This is a genomic window from Pseudomonas bohemica (genome assembly GCF_002934685.1).
Taxonomy (GTDB): Bacteria; Pseudomonadota; Gammaproteobacteria; order Pseudomonadales; family Pseudomonadaceae; genus Aquipseudomonas; species Aquipseudomonas bohemica.
The window spans coordinates 110,737-129,048 of sequence record NZ_NKHL01000113.1 but is presented as its reverse complement, the minus strand read 5'-3'; the positions used below and the strand labels follow the sequence as shown (position 1 = coordinate 129,048).

Here is an 18,312-nt window from a genome sequence, read left to right as displayed (position 1 = left end):
AAGGATCGCCCAGGCATCCACGTGGCTGTCGGACTTGGCAACTTTAGGGTGGTGATTTCTCATTGCATCGCCTCTTGTCAGTCTTATTGGTGATGTCTTATGCAGTCTGGTACACAGGAAAGGCGCATGGCCTTGACCCAATCCAAAGTAAAGTCGAGCTTTATCCTTATCACAAGTGGGGTTATGGGGAACTGACGAAGGGCTTAGCACGTTCGGTTCTTTGCTTATATTCAAACATCACTTTTGCGCATATCTTCAAACTGGTAACCTCCCCCGGCTCCGTTAGGGGCTGTGCGACCGTGCGCGCAGATTTGTTCAGCGGCCTGAAATCATCGCGACAACGCATCGCCTGTTTTGGGCCGTCTAAGCAGCAGTGAACCGCCTGAGAACAGGACCACCATGTACGTATACGACGAGTACGATCAGCGGATCGTCGAGGACCGCGTCAAGCAGTTCCGCGACCAGACCCGCCGCTATCTGGCCGGCGAGCTCAGCGAAGAAGAGTTCCGCCCGCTTCGCCTGCAAAACGGCCTCTACATCCAGCGCTTCGCGCCGATGCTGCGCGTGGCTGTGCCTTACGGCCAGCTGACTTCCCGCCAGACCCGCATGCTGGCGAAGATCGCCCGCGATTACGACAAGGGCTACGCGCACATCAGCACCCGCCAGAACGTGCAGTTCAACTGGCCGGCGCTGGAAGATATCCCCGACATCCTCGCTGAACTGGCGACCGTGCAGATGCACGCGATCCAGACCAGCGGTAACTGCCTGCGCAACGTCACCACGGACCAGTTTGCCGGCGTCGCTGCCGATGAGCTGGTTGACCCGCGCCCATGGTGCGAGATCGTGCGTCAGTGGACGACATTCCACCCGGAATTCGCCTACCTGCCGCGCAAGTTCAAGATTGCGATCAACGGTTCCACTTCCGACCGCGCGGCCATCGAAGTTCACGACATCGGTCTTGAGCCGGTGAAGAACGCGGCGGGCGAACTGGGCTTCCGCGTGCTGGTGGGCGGTGGTCTGGGTCGTACTCCGGTCGTCGGCGCATTCATCAATGAGTTCCTGCCCTGGCAGGATCTGCTGAGTTACCTGGACGCGATCCTGCGGGTATACAACCGCTACGGCCGTCGCGACAACAAGTACAAGGCGCGGATCAAGATCCTGGTCAAGGCGCTCACCCCTGAAGTCTTCGCCGAGAAGGTCGAGGCGGAAATGGCCCACCTGCGTGGCGGCCAGACCACCCTGACCGAAGCCGAAGTGCATCGCGTCGCCAAACACTTCGTCGATCCTGAATATAAAGCCCTGCCTGACTACAGCGCACAGCTGGCCCAGTTGGACAAGGAACACCCCGGTTTCGCCCGCTGGCGCACCCGCAACGTCCTGACCCACAAAAAGCCGGGTTATGCGGCTGTGACCCTGTCACTGAAACCGACCGGTGTTGCGCCGGGCGACGTCACTGACAAGCAACTGGACGGCATCGCCGACCTGGCCGAACGCTACAGCTTCGGCCAGTTGCGTACTTCCCACGAACAGAACGTGATCCTGGCCGATGTCGAGCAGAATCAACTGTTCACCTTGTGGGGCGAGCTGCGCGATCAAGGCTTCGCGACGCCGAATATTGGCCTGCTGACCGACATCATCTGCTGCCCTGGCGGTGATTTCTGTTCGCTGGCCAACGCCAAGTCGATCCCGATCGCCGAATCCATCCAGCGCCGTTTCGACGATCTGGACTACCTGTTCGACATCGGTGAACTGGACCTGAACATCTCCGGCTGCATGAACGCCTGCGGCCACCACCACGTCGGCCATATCGGCATTCTGGGCGTGGACAAGAAAGGCGAAGAGTTCTATCAGGTTTCCCTCGGCGGCAGCGCCAGCCGGGATGCAAGCCTGGGCAAGATCCTTGGCCCGTCGTTCGCACAGGACGCCATGCCGGATGTGATCGAGAAGCTGATCAACGTCTACGTCGAAAAACGCACCGAAGACGAGCGCTTCATCGACACGTACCAGCGTATCGGCATCGACCCTTTCAAGGAGCGCGTCTATGCAGCGAATCATTAAGAACAACGAAGTCATCGACGAGACCTGGCACCTGCTGCCCAAGGACACCACCCTGGACGGCCTGTCCAACTGCGACGACCTGATCGTGCCGCTGGCGCTGTGGCGCGACCACGGTCACGCGCTCAAGGCCCGCGATGGCGGCCTGGGCGTCTGGCTGGACAGCGACGAAGAAGCCGAGGAAATCGGGGATGACGCCAATCAGTTCCAGGTCATTGCCCTGAACTTCCCGGCGTTCACCGACGGCCGCAGCTACTCCAACGCGCGTCTGTTGCGTGACCGCTATGGCTTCAAGGGCGAATTGCGAGCGATTGGCGACGTGCTGCGCGACCAGTTGTTCTATCTGCATCGCTGCGGTTTTGATGCCTTCGCGATCCGCGCCGATAAGGACCCGTACGAAGCGCTGGAAAGCCTCAAGGATTTCTCCGTGTCTTATCAGGCTGCTACCGACGAGCCACTGCCGCTGTTTCGTCGTCGTTGACTCGACGCTGATCGATGCGCAACAAAAAAGCCCCGGTTTCGCGAGAAGCCGGGGCTTTTTGTTTGTCGCCGAAAGGTCCCATCGGTATTGAGCATCACCCTTCAAGAACGAGCTTGCTCACGAGCAGGCCTACCTTCACATCAGATACAGAGCTTGGAAATACAGCTTCGTGGGCAAGCTCACTCCCACGGTTTGGACCTCATAAAGCAATCGGCGCCTCACCAAAACCGCTGCTGCGTCAGCTTGCTCCACCACCCTGTCACCAGACGATCCACCGAACCGCTCGCCGCCAGGCCTACGCGCTCCTGCAAACTCTTGCGCTCGGCATAGTGCAGATGGAACACCTCGGCGGTCCTGGCTTTCTCCGACAGGTATTCATCGCTGGTTTTCAGCTCGTCGACCAGTTGCTTGTCCTTGGCCGCCATGCCCAGCCAGACCTCGCCGGTGGCCACTTCATCGATATGCAATTGCGGGCGGTAGCTGGCAACGAAGTTCTTGAACAGCTCGTGGGTGATGTCCAGGTCCTGCTGGAATTTCTCGCGGCCCTTCTCGGTGTTTTCGCCGAACACGGTCAACGTGCGCTTGTACTCACCGGCGGTGAGCACTTCAAAATCGATGTCGTGCTTTTTAAGCAGACGGTTGACGTTGGGCAACTGCGCCACCACCCCGATCGAACCCAGCACGGCAAACGGTGCACTGATGATGCGATTACCGATGCACGCCATCATGTAACCGCCGCTGGCCGCCACTTTGTCGATGCAGATGGTCAGCGGAATGCCCGCCTGACGAATCCGCGCCAGTTGCGAAGAGGCCAGCCCGTAGCTGTGGACCATGCCGCCGCCGCTTTCCAGACGCAGTACCACTTCGTCCTTGTCGGTTGCGAGGGTGAGCAGCGCAGTGATCTCGTGACGCATGCTCTCGGTGGCCGACGCCTTGATGTCACCGTCGAAGTCCAACACATAAACGCGGGGTTTGACGACGGCCTGCTTCTTGTCCTTCTTCAGCTCCTTGGCCTGAGACTTGCGCAAGGCCTTGAGGCGCGCCTTGTCCAGCAGCGAACCCTCCAAACGATCGCGCAGACCCTTGTAGAAATCATTGAGTTTGGTCACGTGCAACTGACCGCCACCGCTCCGGCGACCCCGGCCGCGCATCGACGCGATGACCACCAGCACCACGACAATGGCGATCACCACAGTGACGGTTTTTGCCAGAAAGCTGGCGTAATCGAAAATAAACTCCACAGATGCTCCTTACCTACACGTCAGATCCGAGACAGGATCGCGAATGGACCCAGCATACCGGCGAGCCTTGCGCCGAGCCAGCCGCAGGACTGTCAAAGATCATGACAATCGAGCAATTCAAACAAGCGTATGTTTTTTTATTGACAGACCCAGCACCGTCCTCATAACCTCGCTTCACTTTCAACGTGCCAGGATGACGCGCGAGTGGGCAGCATCTACCTGATAAGACATGGCCAGGCCTCCTTTGGTGCGGACGATTACGATGTCCTGTCGCCGACCGGTTATCGCCAGGCCGAAGTCCTCGGCGCGCACTTGGCGCAACTAGGGCTGAGGTTAGATCGTTGCATCTCGGGCAGCCTGTTTCGCCAGCGCCATACTGCCGAAACAGCGCTGGCCCAGCTGGATGCCGCAGGACTCGCTACGCCTGTGCTGGAAACCGACTCTGCGTTCAACGAATTCGACGCCGAAGCCGTTATCCGAGCCCTGCTTCCGGCCATGCTGCCCGATGAGCCCGAAGCGCTGGAAGTCATGCGTAACGCCGCACAGAACCGCGCAGAATTTCAGCGCCTGTTCGCACTGATCATCGGTCGCTGGCTGGGCGGGCAATATGACACACCGGCGCTGCAGAGCTGGCTGGCGTTCGTCGAGCAGGTTCAGAGTGGCCTCGCACGCATCCTGGACACCGCCGGCCAGAGCGATCGCATCGCCGTGTTCACCTCAGGCGGCACCATTACCGCCCTGCTCCACTTGATCACCCAAATGCCGGCGACCCAGGCGTTCGAACTTAACTGGCAAATTGTTAACACCTCGCTCAACCACTTGAAGTTTCGTGGTCGCGAGGTGTCCCTGGCTTCCTTCAACAGTCTCGCGCATCTGCAACTGATGAAGGCGCCGGAGCTCATCACCTACCGCTGAGCCCGGCCAATCGCACCCGCAAGGTGCCTGCAATCACTCATATGAAAGGATGACACCATGACCTCCGTAGCCGATGCCGTTCAAGCCATGAAAGCCAAGTTCAACCCGGAAGCCGCTGCGGGCCTGGACCTGGTGTTCGGTTTCCGTATCGATGAAACCAAGAATTTCTCCCTGATCGTCAAGGACAAGACCTGCGAGTTACAGGAAGGCGAAAACCCGGACGCACAAGTCACCCTGGTGATGGACGGCGAGACCCTGGAAGGCATCGTCAGCGGCGAAACCGATGGCATGCAGGCGTTCATGGGCGGCAAGCTGCGCGCCGAAGGCGACATGATGCTGGCGATGAAGCTGAGCGACTTGTTCCCGTCGTAAAGCCCAGAGACGCTTTGCTCAGGGGCGCGCCAAGCCGCGATCGCGGTGTGTCGGCTATCCAGATGTCACGGGGAGTCACCCATCGCAGGCAAGCGCGCTGCTACGCATGTCAGTTTGAAAATGCGTCTGACCGAAGCTTCCGGGCTTCGGTTTTTTTGCTCTATGGTTTCTCAACAACGCTGATCAAAGACGCTGATCGCCCTGTAACACGCTCGCCAATAAGGCCTCGTGGCGCTTGTTCGGGCCTGTGGGTGCGCATTAGATTAGCCAATGATCAAGCCCCACCAAAATAAACAGCAGGGATAAGCATGGCGCTAACCGACCAGTCCACGCAGGTTCGATCCGGCGAAGAGCTCGACGCAGCGTTGATCGATCCTTACCTCAAAGCCCGGATTCCCGGCCTGAGCGGCGCCGCACAGATCAGCCAGTTTCCCGGTGGTGCCTCCAACCTCACGTACTTGCTCAAATACCCCGAGCAGGAATTCGTGCTGCGTCGCCCTCCCTTTGGCCACAAAGCCAAAAGTGCCCACGACATGGGCCGCGAATATCGCATTCTCAACCAGTTGCGGGACGCCTTCCCCTATTGCCCCAAAGCCTACGTGCATTGCACCGACGAATCGGTGATCGGCGCCGAGTTCTATGTCATGGAGCGGGTCAAGGGCATCATCCTGCGTTCCGAACTACCGGGCGAGCTGAATTTCGACGCTGAACAAACCCAAGCCCTGTGCAAGAGCTTCATCGACAAACTGGTCGATTTACACCAGGTCGACTACAACGCATGCGGCCTGGGCGATCTGGGCAAGCCCCGAGGCTATGTGGAGCGGCAGATTCGCGGCTGGGCCGAGCGCTACGAAAAGGCCCGTACCCCGGACGCCCCAGGCTGGGAAAAGGTTGCACGCTGGCTCGACGACAACAAGCCTGCCGACCATCCGACCTCGAGCCTGGTGCACAACGATTACCGCTTCGACAACGTCATTCTGGACCCCGAAAATCCGATGCAGATCATCGGCGTACTGGACTGGGAACTCACGACTCTGGGTGATCCGCTGATGGATCTTGGCAACAGCCTGGCGTACTGGATTCAGGCCGACGACCCGGCGCCCGTGCAGTTGATGCGCAGGCAGCCAAGCCACGCGCCGGGCATGCTGACCCGCGAGCAGTTCGTTGCCTATTACGCCGAACGCTCGGGCATTGGCATCGATAACTTCGACTTTTACTACACCTACGGGCTGTTCCGTCTGGCGGGCATCGTCCAGCAGATCTACTACCGGTTCTTCCACGGCCAGACCCAGGACAAGCGCTTCGCCCAGTTCATTCACATGAACAAGTTGCTCGAACACATGGCCTTGCAAGTCATCGACCGCTCAAGCCTGTGACCCCGACACCGATTGCGACAGGATAAGGAAAACAACATGCCCAAGACCCAACTGTTCGACCTCGACGGCAAGATAGCCTTCGTTTCCGGCGCCAGCCGCGGCATCGGCGAAGCCATCGCTAAACTGCTGGCCCTGCAGGGTGCTCATGTCATCGTCTCCAGCCGCAAGATCGAAGGCTGCCAGCAGGTCGCCGACGCGATCGTCGCCGAGGGCGGCAAGGCCACGGCAATAGCCTGCCACATCGGTGAGATGGAGCAGATCAGCGGCGTCTTCGCGAGGATTCGCGAAGAGTTCGGGCGCCTCGACATTCTGGTGAACAACGCGGCGACCAATCCACAGTTCTGCAACGTCCTCGATACCGATCCGGGTGCGTTCCAGAAGACGGTGGACGTCAACATTCGCGGTTACTTCTTCATGTCCGTGGAAGCCGGCAAGCTGATGCGTGAGCACGGCGGCGGCAGCATCATCAACGTGGCGTCGATCAATGGCGTATCGCCTGGCATCTTTCAGGGTATCTACTCGGTGACCAAAGCGGCGGTGATCAACATGACCAAGGTGTTCGCCAAGGAATGCGCACAATTCGGCATTCGCTGCAATGCGCTGCTGCCGGGCCTGACCGACACCAAGTTCGCCTCGGCACTGGTCAGCAACGAGAAGATCCTCAACACCGCACTGGCACAGATTCCGCTCAATCGCGTCGCTGCGCCGAGCGAGATGGCCGGCACCGTGCTGTACCTGGCCAGCGATGCCTCAAGCTACACCACGGGTGTGGCGTTGAATGTAGACGGCGGTTTTTTGTCTTGATTGGCGATGCAGGCTGTCACCGTAGGAGCGCGCTTGCGTGCGAATGCTGGGTATCAAACGACCTCAATGTCACGGATAGACCGCAATCGCGGGCAAGCACGCGCCCATGGATCGATGAAATTGAGGCGAATCTGAGGTTTATTTGATGGAATAAAGTTTCCATCCAGATCACGCAGCGAATACATTTTGCGCACAACAACAATCCCTCAAGGACGCTGCCATGCGCGAGTCTTCGCTTCCGGATCTGGGTGTCGGCTTGATCGGCACCGGTTTCATGGGTCGGGCGCATGCCCTGGCTTTCCAGAATGCCCGCACCACGTTCGATCTTGCGGTCAACCTCAAACTCAGCGCATTGGCCGACGCCGATGCTGCCCGCGCCCAGGAGTGCGCACGCGCCTGGGGTTTCGATCACAGTCACGCCGACTGGCAACAGCTGATCAGCGATCCGACTGTCAATCTGGTCGCGATCACCACGCCCAATCACCTGCACTTCCCTATGGCCATGGCCGCCCTCGAAGCAGGCAAGGCGGTGTATTGCGAAAAACCGCTGGCAGTCAGCCTTGAGCAAGCGCGGGAAATGCACGACGCCGCCCTGAAAGCCGGCGTCGTGACCCGTGTGGGTTACAACTACCTCCATAACCCGATCATCGGCCTGGCTCGAGACATGATCGAAAGCGGCGAGCTGGGTCAGATCGTCAGTTTTCAGGGCGAGTTCAGCGAAGACTTCATGGGCGATCCGCAGGGACCATGGTCCTGGCGGTGCGAACAGGCTCATGCCGGAGGGGCGCTGGCGGACCTGGGCAGTCACCTGCTGTCGATGGCTCGGCATCTGCTGGGTGATATCGAAGCGGTATGCGCCGACTCGCAAACCGTCCACGGCCAGCGCCCGGCATCCGTCGGCAGTCAGGAGCAGCGACGGATCGTCGTCGATGACCAGACCTACGCCCTGCTGCGCTTTGCCAATGGGGCCCGTGGCACTTTCGGCAGCAGCTGGCTCAAGCATGGTTACAAGAACCACTTGAGTTTCGAGATCGGTGGCACCCTGGGTACGCTGTCGTTCGATCAGGAGCGGCTCAACGAGCTGCGTCTGTATCGGGCCGGTGCACCGGGCCGCGATGGCTTCCAACGGATTCAGGCTGGGCCGACGCAGCCGGACTATGCCGCGTTCTGCCCCGCGCCCGGGCATCAACTGGGCTACAACGAGCTCAAGACTCTGGAAGTGCACGGGCTGATTCAGGCGCTGTGTGGCATCAATAGCAAAGGCACGGATTTTGCCGAAGCGCTGCAAGTGGAACGGTTGGCGACGGCGATTCGGGTGGCGGCCACAGAGATGCGCTGGGTGAGGGTGGCCGATATCCAATGCGGCACCCGGGTGTGACGCATTCACTGGCTTGCAGGTAGAATGCCGCGCTTCCGGGCAGCCATTCTGCCTGTCTGCCAAGTAAGCCCTCTGCCATGCCGTTCGAACTCACCGTTGATCCCACCACGCTGGTGGTGCTCGCCCTTGTCGCCTTCGTTGCTGGTTTCATCGATGCCATTGCCGGTGGCGGCGGTCTGTTGACCACCCCTGCTCTGCTCACGGCCGGCCTGCCGCCGCATCTGGTGCTGGGCACCAACAAACTCAGCTCGACCTTCGGCTCTGCCACCGCCGGGTTCACCTTCTACCGACGCAAGCTGTTTCACCCCCGACAATGGACCCGCGCACTGATCGGCACTGCCGTCGGCGCCTTGGTCGGGGCTGTGGTCGCGCATTATCTGCCGGCCGAGCTGCTGAACCAGATGCTCCCGGTGATTGTATTCGGCTGTGGCTTGTACCTGTTGTTCGGCGGCACACCCAAGGCGCCACTGGACATCGACGCGCCGATCAAGCGCAAATGGCAGCTGCCACAAGGTCTGGGGCTGGGCTTTTATGACGGCGTGGCAGGCCCCGGCACGGGTGCATTCTGGACGGTCAGCACACTGCTGATGTACCCGGTCGATCTGGTCAAGGCCAGCGGCGTAGCGCGCAGCATGAATTTCGTCAGCAATGCGGCGGCACTGACGATCTTCGCGATCAATGGCTCGGTGGACTGGGTCATCGGCCTGGCCATGGGTTCGGCGCTGATGGTGGGCGCGTTTCTCGGTGCCAGAACGGCGATTCAGGGCGGCGCCAAATTCATCCGCCCTGTGTTCATCACCGTGGTGCTGGGCTTAACTGTCCGCCTGGCCTGGCAACACTGGTTCCGCTAACCCAAGCCGCTGGGCCAGATACAGGTCGATCAGATAACGCGCAATCGAGCGACTGGCCGGTAACGGCGGCATGTCGTGGACGCTGAACCATTGCGCGTCTTCGATCTCGTCGACCTGAGGCACGATGTCTCCGCTGTCGTATTCAGCGTGAAAGCCCAGCATCATCGAGTGCGGGAACGGCCAGCACTGGCTGCCCTTGTACTGGATGTTCCTGACCCTGACCTGCACCTCCTCCATGACTTCGCGATGCACGCAATCCTCGGCAGACTCGCCCGGCTCGGCGAATCCGGCCAGTGTGCTGTAGACGCCGGTCACGAAACGCGGGGATCGGGCCAGCAGCACCTCGTCGCCACGAGTGATCAGCACGATCATGCTCGGCGAAATGCGTGGATAGGCGCGCAGATCGCAATCCTTGCAGTACATCGCCCGCTCCCCCGGCACCTGCTGCGTCGGCTGACCGCAGCTGCCGCAGAAACGATGCTCGCGCGCCCAGGTGCTGATCTGTGCGGCATACGCGAGTTTCTGAAAGACATCGGCATCTTCCGCCAGCATGAACTGGCGTAAGGTTTGCCAGCTCGTCCCTTCCAGGTCTACCGGGTGCCTGAGCACCTGCACGTAAACCGGCTCGCCATCGAAATGGCCGATCCCGTGCTCACTGAGCAGCGGCAAATCCTGACGCTTGAGCCATTCACGGGGGAACATCACACCGTTGCCGTCCAGCATAAAACCCTGGTCACTATGGACCACGGCCCAGCCGCCAGCTGCCTGGGTATCGAGCACGGCGGTGGTCCAACGCCTGGGGCGCGTCATGACAAAACTCCTCTGGTGAGCGGCCTGCCTCGCTCGACATCCCGGCCCGTCAAGCGGGTCCCGGACATCCGGCGAGGGCAGGCGCCTGCGAAGTGAATTTCGCAGTCAATTATCGAAGACCGGCTTTTGCTTGCCCATGTGGGCCACCATCGCCAGCTTCAGGTCCGCCGATTGCAACATGGCAGCGTTCCAGGTGGCAATGTATTCAAGACCATCATCGACGCTGTGATCGCGCATGTAAGCGATCATGCGCTTGCTGCCGCCGACGGCGATCGGCGATTTTTCAGCGATTTCGCCGGCGATGGCCAACACACCTTCCAGCAATTGCTCATGGCTGGGAAAGGTCCGGTTGACCAGACCGATGCGCAGCGCTTCATCTGCCTTCACGTTGCGACCGGTGTACGCCATTTCCCGCATCATGCCATCGCCAATCAACCGCGGCAGGCGTTGCAGCGTGCCAACATCCGCAGCCATGCCCATATCGATTTCACGGATGGAAAACAGTGCATCGTCGGCCGCGTAGCGCATGTCACAGGCGCTGATCAGGTCGATGGCGCCGCCGATGCAATAGCCCTGAACGGCCGCCAGCACCGGTTTGCTGCAACGGTCGACGACGCTGAAGGATTCCTGCATCTGCAGGACCTTGCGCCGCAACAGTCGCGCGTTACGCCCGACATCCTTGCCCAGCTCGTTGGCCACCGACGCCAGCAGCATCAGGTCGATTCCTGAAGAAAAGTGCTTGCCTGCGCCACTGAGGACCACCACGCGAACTTCATCGGTGTCTTCGACCCATTGGAAGATGTCGATGATTTCGCTCCAGAATGCCGCATTCATGGCATTGATCTTTTCCGGGCGGTTGATTTGCACGTGAGCGATATGGTCGGTCAGCTCGACCTTGAAAGCACTGTAGTCGGACACGGCCTTGATCCTCGAATTGAATAACTTGAATGACATGAATGAGCGGTGGGCGGGTGGAATTCCTTGACGCCGGACTATATCAAGGCGCTCGGACCGCCGCAGGCAACGGTTGCGCCATTTGCCGGACCGCAACACGTCGCACATCCCCCCCGCCATCATCGGGCCATCCAGAAAAACTGAACCGAGAACACTGGCAATGGTCCAGAAACATGGCAGCGAAGAAGTGCAAATAGGCGACATTCGCCGCTGCCCGGGTGACCGATCGAAGACCGGCACCCCATCTTTTTCAGGTCGCAAGAGGGCGGTTCTTGACTACATCAAAAGCGGCAACCAGCATCGTTGGCCTGGACGACATCCTCGCGGGGGGGCTTTCACGTAGTCATGTGTTTCTTCTCGAGGGAGAACCCGGAACCGGCAAGACCACCGTAGCCCTGCAGTTCCTTCTGGCGGGCGCTGCCGCAGGTGAACGAGGCCTGTACATCACGCTTTCCGAAACCGAACGCGAGTTGCGTGACGGTGCACGCTCTCATGGCTGGGAGCTGGATGAACGGATCGAGATATTCGAGCTGACACCGCCTGAGGATCTGCTTAACGCCGAGCACCAGCAGAGCCTGTTGTATTCATCCGACCTCGAACTGGGCGAAGCGACCAAGCAGATCTTCGAGATCGTCGAGCGCGTCAGGCCGACGCGGGTGGTCATCGACAGCCTCTCGGAAATCCGCCTGCTGGCGCAGAGTTCGTTGCGCTACCGGCGTCAGATTCTGGCGATCAAACACTACTTCGCGCGTTACGAGGCCACCGTAATGCTGCTGGACGACCTGACCACCGAGGCCCTGGACAAGACCGTGCACAGCGTCGCCCACGGGGTGATTCGCCTGGAAGAACTGACCCCCGCTTACGGCGCCGAGCGTCGGCGCCTGCGAGTGGTCAAGTATCGCGGGCAGAAGTATCGCGGCGGGTATCACGACTTCAACATCATGGCCGACGGCATTCACGTGTTCCCGCGTCTGGTGGCGGCCGAGCATCGCAACGGCTACCAAAGCACGCAGCTGAGCAGCGACATTCCTGAACTTGACGCCTTGCTTGGCGGCGGTATCGATAGCGGCTCCAGCACCTTGATTCTCGGCCCTGCCGGGACCGGCAAATCGCTGATTGCGCTGGTGTTCGCCGCAGCCGCCGCGGCACGAGGAGAAAAGGTCGGACTGTTCATTTTCGATGAGGAGCTGCGGCTTCTCTTCGAGCGCATGAAGAAGATCGGGATCGACCTCAAGGCATTGCAAGACACAGGCAATCTGCTGATCGAGCAGGTGGACGCCGCGGAGTTGTCCCCGGGCGAGTTTTCGCACCGCGTACGGCACAGCGTGGACCAGAAGCATATCCGCACCGTGGTCATCGACAGTCTCAACGGTTATCAAGCGGCAATGCCGGAAGAGAACGCCCTGGTTCTACACATGCATGAGCTGCTGCTCTACCTCAACCGTCAGGGCGCCTCGACATTCATGACAGTCGCACAGCACGGGCTGGTCGGCGATATGCGCGCCCCGGTGGACATCACCTATCTGGCCGACACCGTGATCCTGTTGCGTTATTTCGAAGCGCTAGGCAAAGTCCGTCGCGCCATCTCCGTCATCAAAAAACGCACAGGGACTCATGAATCGACCATCCGCGAATACCGCATCAGTGGCTCCGGCATGAAAATCGGGGCTCCGCTGGAAGCGTTCCAGGGCGTGCTGCGCGGCGTGCCTCACTATTTTGGCGAGAGCAATCCTTTGTTGCGGGATGAAGACGTGTGAGTACCCCTGGGCAACTGTCGGAACGCGCAATCATCCTGGCCCCACAGGGCCGGGACAGCCAGATCGCCCTGAGAATCCTGCAGGAAGCGGGCTTCCCGGCGCTCATCGCCCACGACCTGGCAGGCCTGTGCAAGGAATTGATTTCCGGCGCAGGCCTTGCCGTCATTGCCGACGAGGCATTGCGCGGGGTCGATCTCAATCCTCTGCTCAACTGGCTGAGCCACCAACCCGCCTGGTCGGATCTGCCGATTGTGCTGCTGACCCACCATGGCCGGCCGGAACAGAACCCGTCGGCGCGGCTGGGCAAGATGCTCGGCAACGTGACGTTTCTCGAGCGTCCGTTTCACCCGGCGACTCTGGTCAGTTTGGTGAGCACCGCCGTACGCGGACGCCGAAGGCAATATGAAGCGCGCAGCCGCATGGAAGACCTCTTCGAAAGCGAGCAACGCCTGCAGCATGCCCTCAAGGCCGGGCGTCTCGGGTCGTGGCAACTGGAAGCCGAATTCCTCGAACTGGATTGCTCGGACATCAGCAAGTCGCATTACGGGCGAGACGAACAGGCGCCCTTCACCTATCACGAGTGGCTGGACGCGGCGCACCCCGCCGATCAGCCACGCATGCAATCGGCGCTGCAACGCAGCCTCGATACGGGCGACGACTTCATTATCGAATTCCGCAACGTATGGCCCGACGGTTCGCTGCACTGGGTGGACATGCGCGCCCGCGCCATTCGTGCGCGCAATGGCCGGGTCAGCCTGCTGGCCGGAGTAACCTCGGACATCACTGAACGCAAGCAGGCCGAGACCCAGCTGCGCCAGCTCAACGAGACTCTCGAGCAGCAGGTCGAGGAGCGCACCTCGCAACTGCGTCAAAACGAAGAAGTGCTGCGTCAGTCGCAGAAAATGGAGGCCGTCGGTCAACTCACCGGCGGTATCGCCCACGACTTCAACAACATGCTTACCGGCATCATCGGCAGCCTGGAGTTGCTCAGGCGCCGCGTGGCCCGTGGTCGTACCGAAGACCTCGACGGGCTGATCGATCTAGGCGTGACCTCAGCCAATCGCGCCGCGGCCCTGACCCATCGCTTGCTGGCGTTTTCCCGTCGTCAGTCGCTGGATTCCAAGCCTGTGGAGATGAACGAGCTGGTCAATTCGATGGGCGAGCTGTTGCATCGCAGCATCAATGAGAGCGTGCGCCTGGACATGTGCCTGGACCCGCAACTTTGGACCGCGGAGGCCGACCCCAACCAGCTGGAAAGCGCCCTGCTCAACCTGGTGCTCAACGCCCGGGACGCGATGCCCGATGGCGGCATGTTGATGATCGAGACCTTCAACCGCAAGCTCGACCGCAGCTTCACCAATGCGTATGAAAACCTGCTGCCCGGTGATTACGTGGTGCTCAGCGTCACCGACACCGGCTGCGGTATGCCAGAGAACGTCATCAATCGTGCCTTCGATCCGTTTTTCACCACCAAGCCGATCGGTCAGGGCACGGGACTCGGGCTATCGATGATCTACGGTTTCACCAAACAGTCCCATGGCCACGTTTCCATTGAAAGCCAAGTGGGTCACGGCACCACCGTGCAATTGTTCCTGCCGCGCTTCCATGGCGACAAGGACGAGGAAGATACCAGCCTGGACCGCCAGACCATTGAAGCCCGCGACGGCGAGACCATCCTGATCGTCGAAGATGACCCGGCCGTGCGCGCGCTGGTCAGCCAGGTGCTGAGCGAGTTGGGTTACGCGTATCTGGAGGCTGGCGATGCGGTGGGCGCGGTGCCGATTCTCGAATCGGGACAGCGTATCGATCTGATGATCAGCGACGTTGGTCTGCCCGGCATGAACGGACGCCAACTGGCGGAAATCGGGCGGCAACTGCGCCCGGAACTGAGGGTGCTGTTCATCACCGGCTACGCGGAAAACGCCGCCACCCGTGCGGGGTTCCTGGACGAGGGGATGCAGATGATCACCAAGCCATTCGCCTTCGATCAGTTGACCGCCAAGGTAAGAGAGATGATTGAGGGGTGAGGCGCAGGCCCTAAACCTGCAGCAGCGCGCTGCCCGCGATTGCGACGGGTCAGTCAGGACGAGGTCATCTGGCCTGACTCATTGCGGACAAACGCGCTCCTACCGTTGAAAGATGCAATCAGTTCAACAAACTCTGAATCTTCGAATGCAGGGTTTCCATCGCGAATGGCTTGGCCAGAATCGGCGCCTTGCGAGCGATCGGGCTACCGGATTCAACGATCTCTGCCGGGTAACCACTGATGAAAATGACTTTCAGCTCCGGTCGCAGCTTGACGGCAGGTTCGGCGATCATCACCCCCGACACGCCACCCGGCAGGCGGTAGTCGGTGATCATCAGGTCCAGATGCGGCTTGGTGGCGAGAATTTCGAAAGCCTGCTCGCCGTTCTCCGCCTGCAACACCCGATAACCCTCCCCCGACAGATAGTCGGACAGCAGCATCAGAATCAGCGGCTCGTCTTCGACGATCAGTACGACATTTTCAGCATCAGAGCTCATGGGAACGCCTTCAATCTTATAAATAGCTGCCATTACGACCATGGCCCGCTCTAGAGGTTGCGCAGATAAATCAGATATTTACTCAGGCGGTCGAGGCGGATTGAACAACGTCTTCGCACGTATTAAACAGAGCGCTCTGGCCCGCGACTGGCGGGCCACATTGGCCCTCAAAGCGGCAGGCTGACGCGAAACAGCGAGCCGCAGCCCTCTTCGCTTTCCACCGTGATCGAGCCACCGTGGGCCGAGACGATCTGATCGGAAATAAACAGCCCCAGGCCCAGGCCCGAAACCGCATGGCTGGCCGATACGCGCTCGAATTGCTGGAAGATGCGCTTCTGGTTTTCGGCGCTGATACCGATGCCCTGATCCCTGACTTCAACGCGCGCTTCGTTCCCTTCGCTGTAAACCCGCACCTCGATGGGCTTATGCGCGCCATAGCGCAAGGCGTTGGTCAAAAGGTTCGCCATCACCTGCTCGATGCGGAATTCATCCCAGACACCGATCACAGGCTCGCGGGCATGCAGGGTCACTACGCTTTCAGCAGCGGCGATCTGCGCGGCATAGCTTTCCACCAGATTGGCCACAAGCTCCGACAGGTCGAACGCGCTGGTGCGGATCGACAGTTTGCCGGTGCGAATACGTGATACGTCCAGCATGTCTTCGATCAGGCGAATCAGGCTCTGGATCTGTCGCTCGTCACGCTCGACCATGGCCTTGAGCTTGTCCATGGTGAACGCCGAAGTATTGTTCTTGGCCAGGTGCAACTTGCGCAGTTGGGTTTCCAGGATCAGACCGTTGAGCGGCGTGCGCACCTCGTGGGACACGATGGACATGAAGTCATCGCGCATGCGGATCGCGTGTTCCAGCTCGTTTTGCGTGGACTTGAGTTCACGCAGCAGCGCTTCCTGCTCCTGACGGCTGAGTTCCAGCTCCTCGACCTGCTGTTTCATGGCCTTGCGCTGGCGATACAGGTCGACGAACACGTTGACCTTGCTCTTCACCGCATGGATATCCAGCGGCTTGTGCAGAAAGTCCACCGCGCCGCTTTCGTAGCCCTTGAATGCGTAGTTCAGCTCACGCCCGGCGGCGCTGACGAAGACGATCGGAATGTTCTTGGTCTTCTCGGTGCCGCGCATCATCTCGGCCAGCTCAAAGCCGTTCATGCCCGGCATCTGCACGTCGAGGATCGCCATGGCGAACTCATGTTCCAGCAACAGCGACAACGCTTCATCGGCCGACAGCGCTTTGTATACCTGACGGTCTTCGCGCTTGATCAACGCTTCAAGGGCCAGCAGGTTTTCCGGCAGATCGTCGACGATCAGCAATTTGGCTTTTATTTCACTCAGCATGCAATTCGTTCCAGCTCGACAAGCAATAGGGCAATGTCGGGCAAAGGCAGGAGAAAGTCCGGTGTGTGCAGGGCCAGTGCAGCTTCGGGCATGGTACGCGCCAATGCCTGGGCCGGGTCCTGGACCACGGTAAGACCGCCGTATTCCTTGATGCGCGCCGTTCCCTTGGCACCATCATTGTTAGCACCGGTCAACAGCACCCCGGCAAGCTTTGCTCCATAAGCGTCGGCGGCAGATTCAAAGAGGATGTCGATGCTGGGGCGCGAGTGGTAAACCCGTTCCTCCTGACTGAACGACAGCGTCAGATCGGCCTCCACCGACAGGTGATAACCTGGCGCGGCGAAATACAGCGTGCCGGGCGCGATCACTTCCTTGTCGTCCGCTTCTTTCACCGGAATCGCCAGGTGCGAGTTGAACACATCCGCCAAATGACTGCGACGCTCATCGGGCAGGTGCAGCACTGCGATGATCGGCAACCTAAAACCCCTGCGTAACGGTTTGAAAATCTTCAACAACGCTTCGACGCCGCCCGCAGAAGCGCCGACGACGATCGCAGCGACCTTCGGTAACGCGGGCAGGTCCGGCTCGGTACCGGAAAAGGTCGTTCTCATGATTTACGATAGATCCGCTCTTGCTTGACCAAAGGTTCGAAGCGGTCCTTGAAGGCGGAAAACTCCAGGGTTTCCTTACTGCCGAGCACCAGAAATCCGCGGTGACACAATGACTCGTGAAACAGACCGAACGCCCGGTCCTGCAGCTTTTTGTTGAAGTAGATCAGCACATTGCGGCAGGAAATCAGGTGGGTTTCGGAAAACACGCTGTCGGTGGCCAGGCTATGGTCGGCAAAGGTGACATTCTCGCTCAGCGACTTGTCGAAAATCGCGTAGTCATAGGCGGCCGTGTAGTACTCGGAAAACAGCCGCTTACCGCCCGCCTTCAGGTAGTTTTCGTTGTAGCCGCGAATGTTCTCCATTGAGAAAATCCCCTGTTTGGCCTTCTCCAGCGAAGTTGGATTGATGTCGGTGGCGTAGATGATCGTGCGCTCCAGCAGCCCTTCTTCACGCAGCAGAATCGCCATCGAGTAGACCTCCTCGCCCGTGCTGCATCCGGCTATCCAGATCTTCAGCGAGGGGTAAGTCTTGAGCAGCGGCACCACTTCCTGACGAATCGCCAGAAAGTGCGACGGGTCGCGAAACATCTCGCTGACCGGAATCGTCAGGAACTGCAACAGCTGCATGAACGCCGATGGATCGTGCAGCACGCGCTCCTGCAGCGCGGAGATGGTTTTCAACTCGAACTGACGCAGCGCATGAGCAACGCGCCGTTTTACCGACGCGCCCGAGTAATCGCGAAAATCATAGCTGTACTTCAGGTAAATCGCCTCGATCAACAAGCGCAATTCGATCTCGGTGTCTCGCTCATGGGCCATCAGTAAAACCTGGTGCT

At 59.8% G+C, this 18,312-nt stretch carries 17 protein-coding genes; 10 read left to right on the top strand and 7 right to left on the bottom strand.

From position 1 onward, the window contains the following. Positions 1 to 399: 399 nt before the first annotated feature. The gene (locus CE491_RS18480) at positions 400 to 2,058 is read left to right on the top strand and encodes a nitrite/sulfite reductase (RefSeq protein ID WP_110949774.1); all 1,659 of its coding nucleotides are present in this window, start codon (positions 400 to 402) and stop codon (positions 2,056 to 2,058) included. Further along, positions 2,042 to 2,536 carry a DUF934 domain-containing protein gene (locus CE491_RS18475; protein ID WP_110949773.1) on the top strand — a complete coding sequence of 165 codons (495 nt, stop codon included), beginning with the start codon at positions 2,042 to 2,044 and terminating at the stop codon, positions 2,534 to 2,536. The genes CE491_RS18480 and CE491_RS18475 overlap by 17 nt, the downstream gene beginning before the upstream one ends. A 218-nt stretch (positions 2,537 to 2,754) precedes the next feature. On the opposite strand, the gene sohB is transcribed toward CE491_RS18475, so the two are convergent. Continuing rightward, complete coding sequence (gene sohB / locus CE491_RS18470) at positions 2,755 to 3,777, bottom strand: protease SohB (RefSeq protein ID WP_110949772.1); 1,023 nt, start codon at positions 3,775 to 3,777, stop codon at positions 2,755 to 2,757. A gap of 204 nt (positions 3,778 to 3,981) precedes the next feature. On the opposite strand from sohB, the gene CE491_RS18465 reads away from it, so the two are divergent. From CE491_RS18465 to CE491_RS18440, 6 genes are all read left to right on the top strand, one after another. Beyond that, complete coding sequence (locus CE491_RS18465) at positions 3,982 to 4,692, top strand: histidine phosphatase family protein (protein ID WP_110949771.1); 711 nt, start codon at positions 3,982 to 3,984, stop codon at positions 4,690 to 4,692. A gap of 57 nt (positions 4,693 to 4,749) precedes the next feature. Next, complete coding sequence (locus CE491_RS18460) at positions 4,750 to 5,064, top strand: SCP2 sterol-binding domain-containing protein (protein WP_110949770.1); 315 nt, start codon at positions 4,750 to 4,752, stop codon at positions 5,062 to 5,064. A 308-nt stretch (positions 5,065 to 5,372) separates the two neighbouring features. Further along, the gene (locus tag CE491_RS18455; protein ID WP_110949769.1) at positions 5,373 to 6,440 is read left to right on the top strand and encodes a phosphotransferase family protein; all 1,068 of its coding nucleotides are present in this window, start codon (positions 5,373 to 5,375) and stop codon (positions 6,438 to 6,440) included. Positions 6,441 to 6,476: 36 nt separating this feature from the next. Further along, positions 6,477 to 7,244 carry an SDR family oxidoreductase gene (locus CE491_RS18450; protein ID WP_110949768.1) on the top strand — a complete coding sequence of 256 codons (768 nt, stop codon included), beginning with the start codon at positions 6,477 to 6,479 and terminating at the stop codon, positions 7,242 to 7,244. A gap of 220 nt (positions 7,245 to 7,464) precedes the next feature. Further along, positions 7,465 to 8,622, top strand: coding sequence for a Gfo/Idh/MocA family protein (locus tag CE491_RS18445; RefSeq protein ID WP_110949767.1), 1,158 nt, complete (start codon positions 7,465 to 7,467; stop codon positions 8,620 to 8,622). Between the two features lie 77 nt (positions 8,623 to 8,699). Continuing rightward, the gene (locus tag CE491_RS18440) at positions 8,700 to 9,473 is read left to right on the top strand and encodes a TSUP family transporter (RefSeq protein ID WP_110949766.1); all 774 of its coding nucleotides are present in this window, start codon (positions 8,700 to 8,702) and stop codon (positions 9,471 to 9,473) included. Here CE491_RS18440 and nudC read toward each other — a convergent pair. Continuing rightward, a complete protein-coding gene (gene nudC, locus CE491_RS18435; protein ID WP_110949765.1) occupies positions 9,435 to 10,283 on the bottom strand; it encodes an NAD(+) diphosphatase in 849 nt (282 codons plus the stop codon). The two genes, CE491_RS18440 and nudC, sit on opposite strands and share 39 nt — an antisense overlap. Before the next feature lie 105 nt (positions 10,284 to 10,388). Further along, a complete protein-coding gene (locus CE491_RS18430) occupies positions 10,389 to 11,201 on the bottom strand; it encodes a crotonase/enoyl-CoA hydratase family protein (protein WP_110949839.1) in 813 nt (270 codons plus the stop codon). A 308-nt stretch (positions 11,202 to 11,509) separates the two neighbouring features. Between CE491_RS18430 and CE491_RS18425 the strand changes: the two genes are divergently transcribed. Next, positions 11,510 to 12,994: an ATPase domain-containing protein gene (locus CE491_RS18425; protein WP_110949764.1), complete on the top strand. Its 1,485-nt coding sequence runs from the start codon at positions 11,510 to 11,512 to the stop codon at positions 12,992 to 12,994. Further along, entirely contained in the window at positions 12,991 to 15,021 is a 2,031-nt protein-coding gene (locus tag CE491_RS18420; RefSeq protein WP_110949763.1) for a hybrid sensor histidine kinase/response regulator, read from the top strand. Before CE491_RS18425 ends, CE491_RS18420 begins: the two co-directional genes overlap by 4 nt. 118 nt (positions 15,022 to 15,139) lie before the next feature. Here the strand turns inward: CE491_RS18420 and CE491_RS18415 are convergent, their stop codons facing one another. The 4 genes from CE491_RS18415 to CE491_RS18400 all read right to left on the bottom strand — a co-directional run bounded on the left by CE491_RS18415 (position 15,140) and on the right by CE491_RS18400 (position 18,295). Continuing rightward, on the bottom strand, positions 15,140 to 15,517 hold the full coding sequence (locus CE491_RS18415; protein ID WP_110949838.1) for a response regulator: 378 nt from the start codon (positions 15,515 to 15,517) through the stop codon (positions 15,140 to 15,142). Between the two features lie 167 nt (positions 15,518 to 15,684). Continuing rightward, entirely contained in the window at positions 15,685 to 16,866 is a 1,182-nt protein-coding gene (locus CE491_RS18410; protein WP_110949762.1) for a hybrid sensor histidine kinase/response regulator, read from the bottom strand. Beyond that, positions 16,860 to 17,477, bottom strand: a complete 618-nt coding sequence (locus CE491_RS18405) for a chemotaxis protein CheB (protein ID WP_110949761.1) — start codon at positions 17,475 to 17,477, stop codon at positions 16,860 to 16,862. Before CE491_RS18405 ends, CE491_RS18410 begins: the two co-directional genes overlap by 7 nt. Next, positions 17,474 to 18,295: a CheR family methyltransferase gene (locus CE491_RS18400; RefSeq protein ID WP_110949760.1), complete on the bottom strand. Its 822-nt coding sequence runs from the start codon at positions 18,293 to 18,295 to the stop codon at positions 17,474 to 17,476. The genes CE491_RS18405 and CE491_RS18400 overlap by 4 nt, the downstream gene beginning before the upstream one ends. Positions 18,296 to 18,312: the final 17 nt, after the last annotated feature.

What these genes read in the sequence shown, in the direction of transcription:
- CE491_RS18480 (WP_110949774.1), top strand. Translation starts at nt 400, where the DNA reads ATGTACGTATACGACGAGTACGATCAGCGGATCGTCGAGGACCGCGTC.
- CE491_RS18475 (WP_110949773.1), top strand. Translation starts at nt 2,042, where the DNA reads ATGCAGCGAATCATTAAGAACAACGAAGTCATCGACGAGACCTGGCAC.
- CE491_RS18460 (WP_110949770.1), top strand. Translation starts at nt 4,750, where the DNA reads ATGACCTCCGTAGCCGATGCCGTTCAAGCCATGAAAGCCAAGTTCAAC.
- CE491_RS18455 (WP_110949769.1), top strand. Translation starts at nt 5,373, where the DNA reads ATGGCGCTAACCGACCAGTCCACGCAGGTTCGATCCGGCGAAGAGCTC.
- CE491_RS18450 (WP_110949768.1), top strand. Translation starts at nt 6,477, where the DNA reads ATGCCCAAGACCCAACTGTTCGACCTCGACGGCAAGATAGCCTTCGTT.
- CE491_RS18445 (WP_110949767.1), top strand. Translation starts at nt 7,465, where the DNA reads ATGCGCGAGTCTTCGCTTCCGGATCTGGGTGTCGGCTTGATCGGCACC.
- CE491_RS18440 (WP_110949766.1), top strand. Translation starts at nt 8,700, where the DNA reads ATGCCGTTCGAACTCACCGTTGATCCCACCACGCTGGTGGTGCTCGCC.
- nudC (WP_110949765.1), bottom strand. Translation starts at nt 10,283, where the DNA reads ATGACGCGCCCCAGGCGTTGGACCACCGCCGTGCTCGATACCCAGGCA.
- CE491_RS18415 (WP_110949838.1), bottom strand. Translation starts at nt 15,517, where the DNA reads ATGAGCTCTGATGCTGAAAATGTCGTACTGATCGTCGAAGACGAGCCG.
- CE491_RS18410 (WP_110949762.1), bottom strand. Translation starts at nt 16,866, where the DNA reads ATGCTGAGTGAAATAAAAGCCAAATTGCTGATCGTCGACGATCTGCCG.
- CE491_RS18405 (WP_110949761.1), bottom strand. Translation starts at nt 17,477, where the DNA reads ATGAGAACGACCTTTTCCGGTACCGAGCCGGACCTGCCCGCGTTACCG.
- CE491_RS18400 (WP_110949760.1), bottom strand. Translation starts at nt 18,295, where the DNA reads ATGGCCCATGAGCGAGACACCGAGATCGAATTGCGCTTGTTGATCGAG.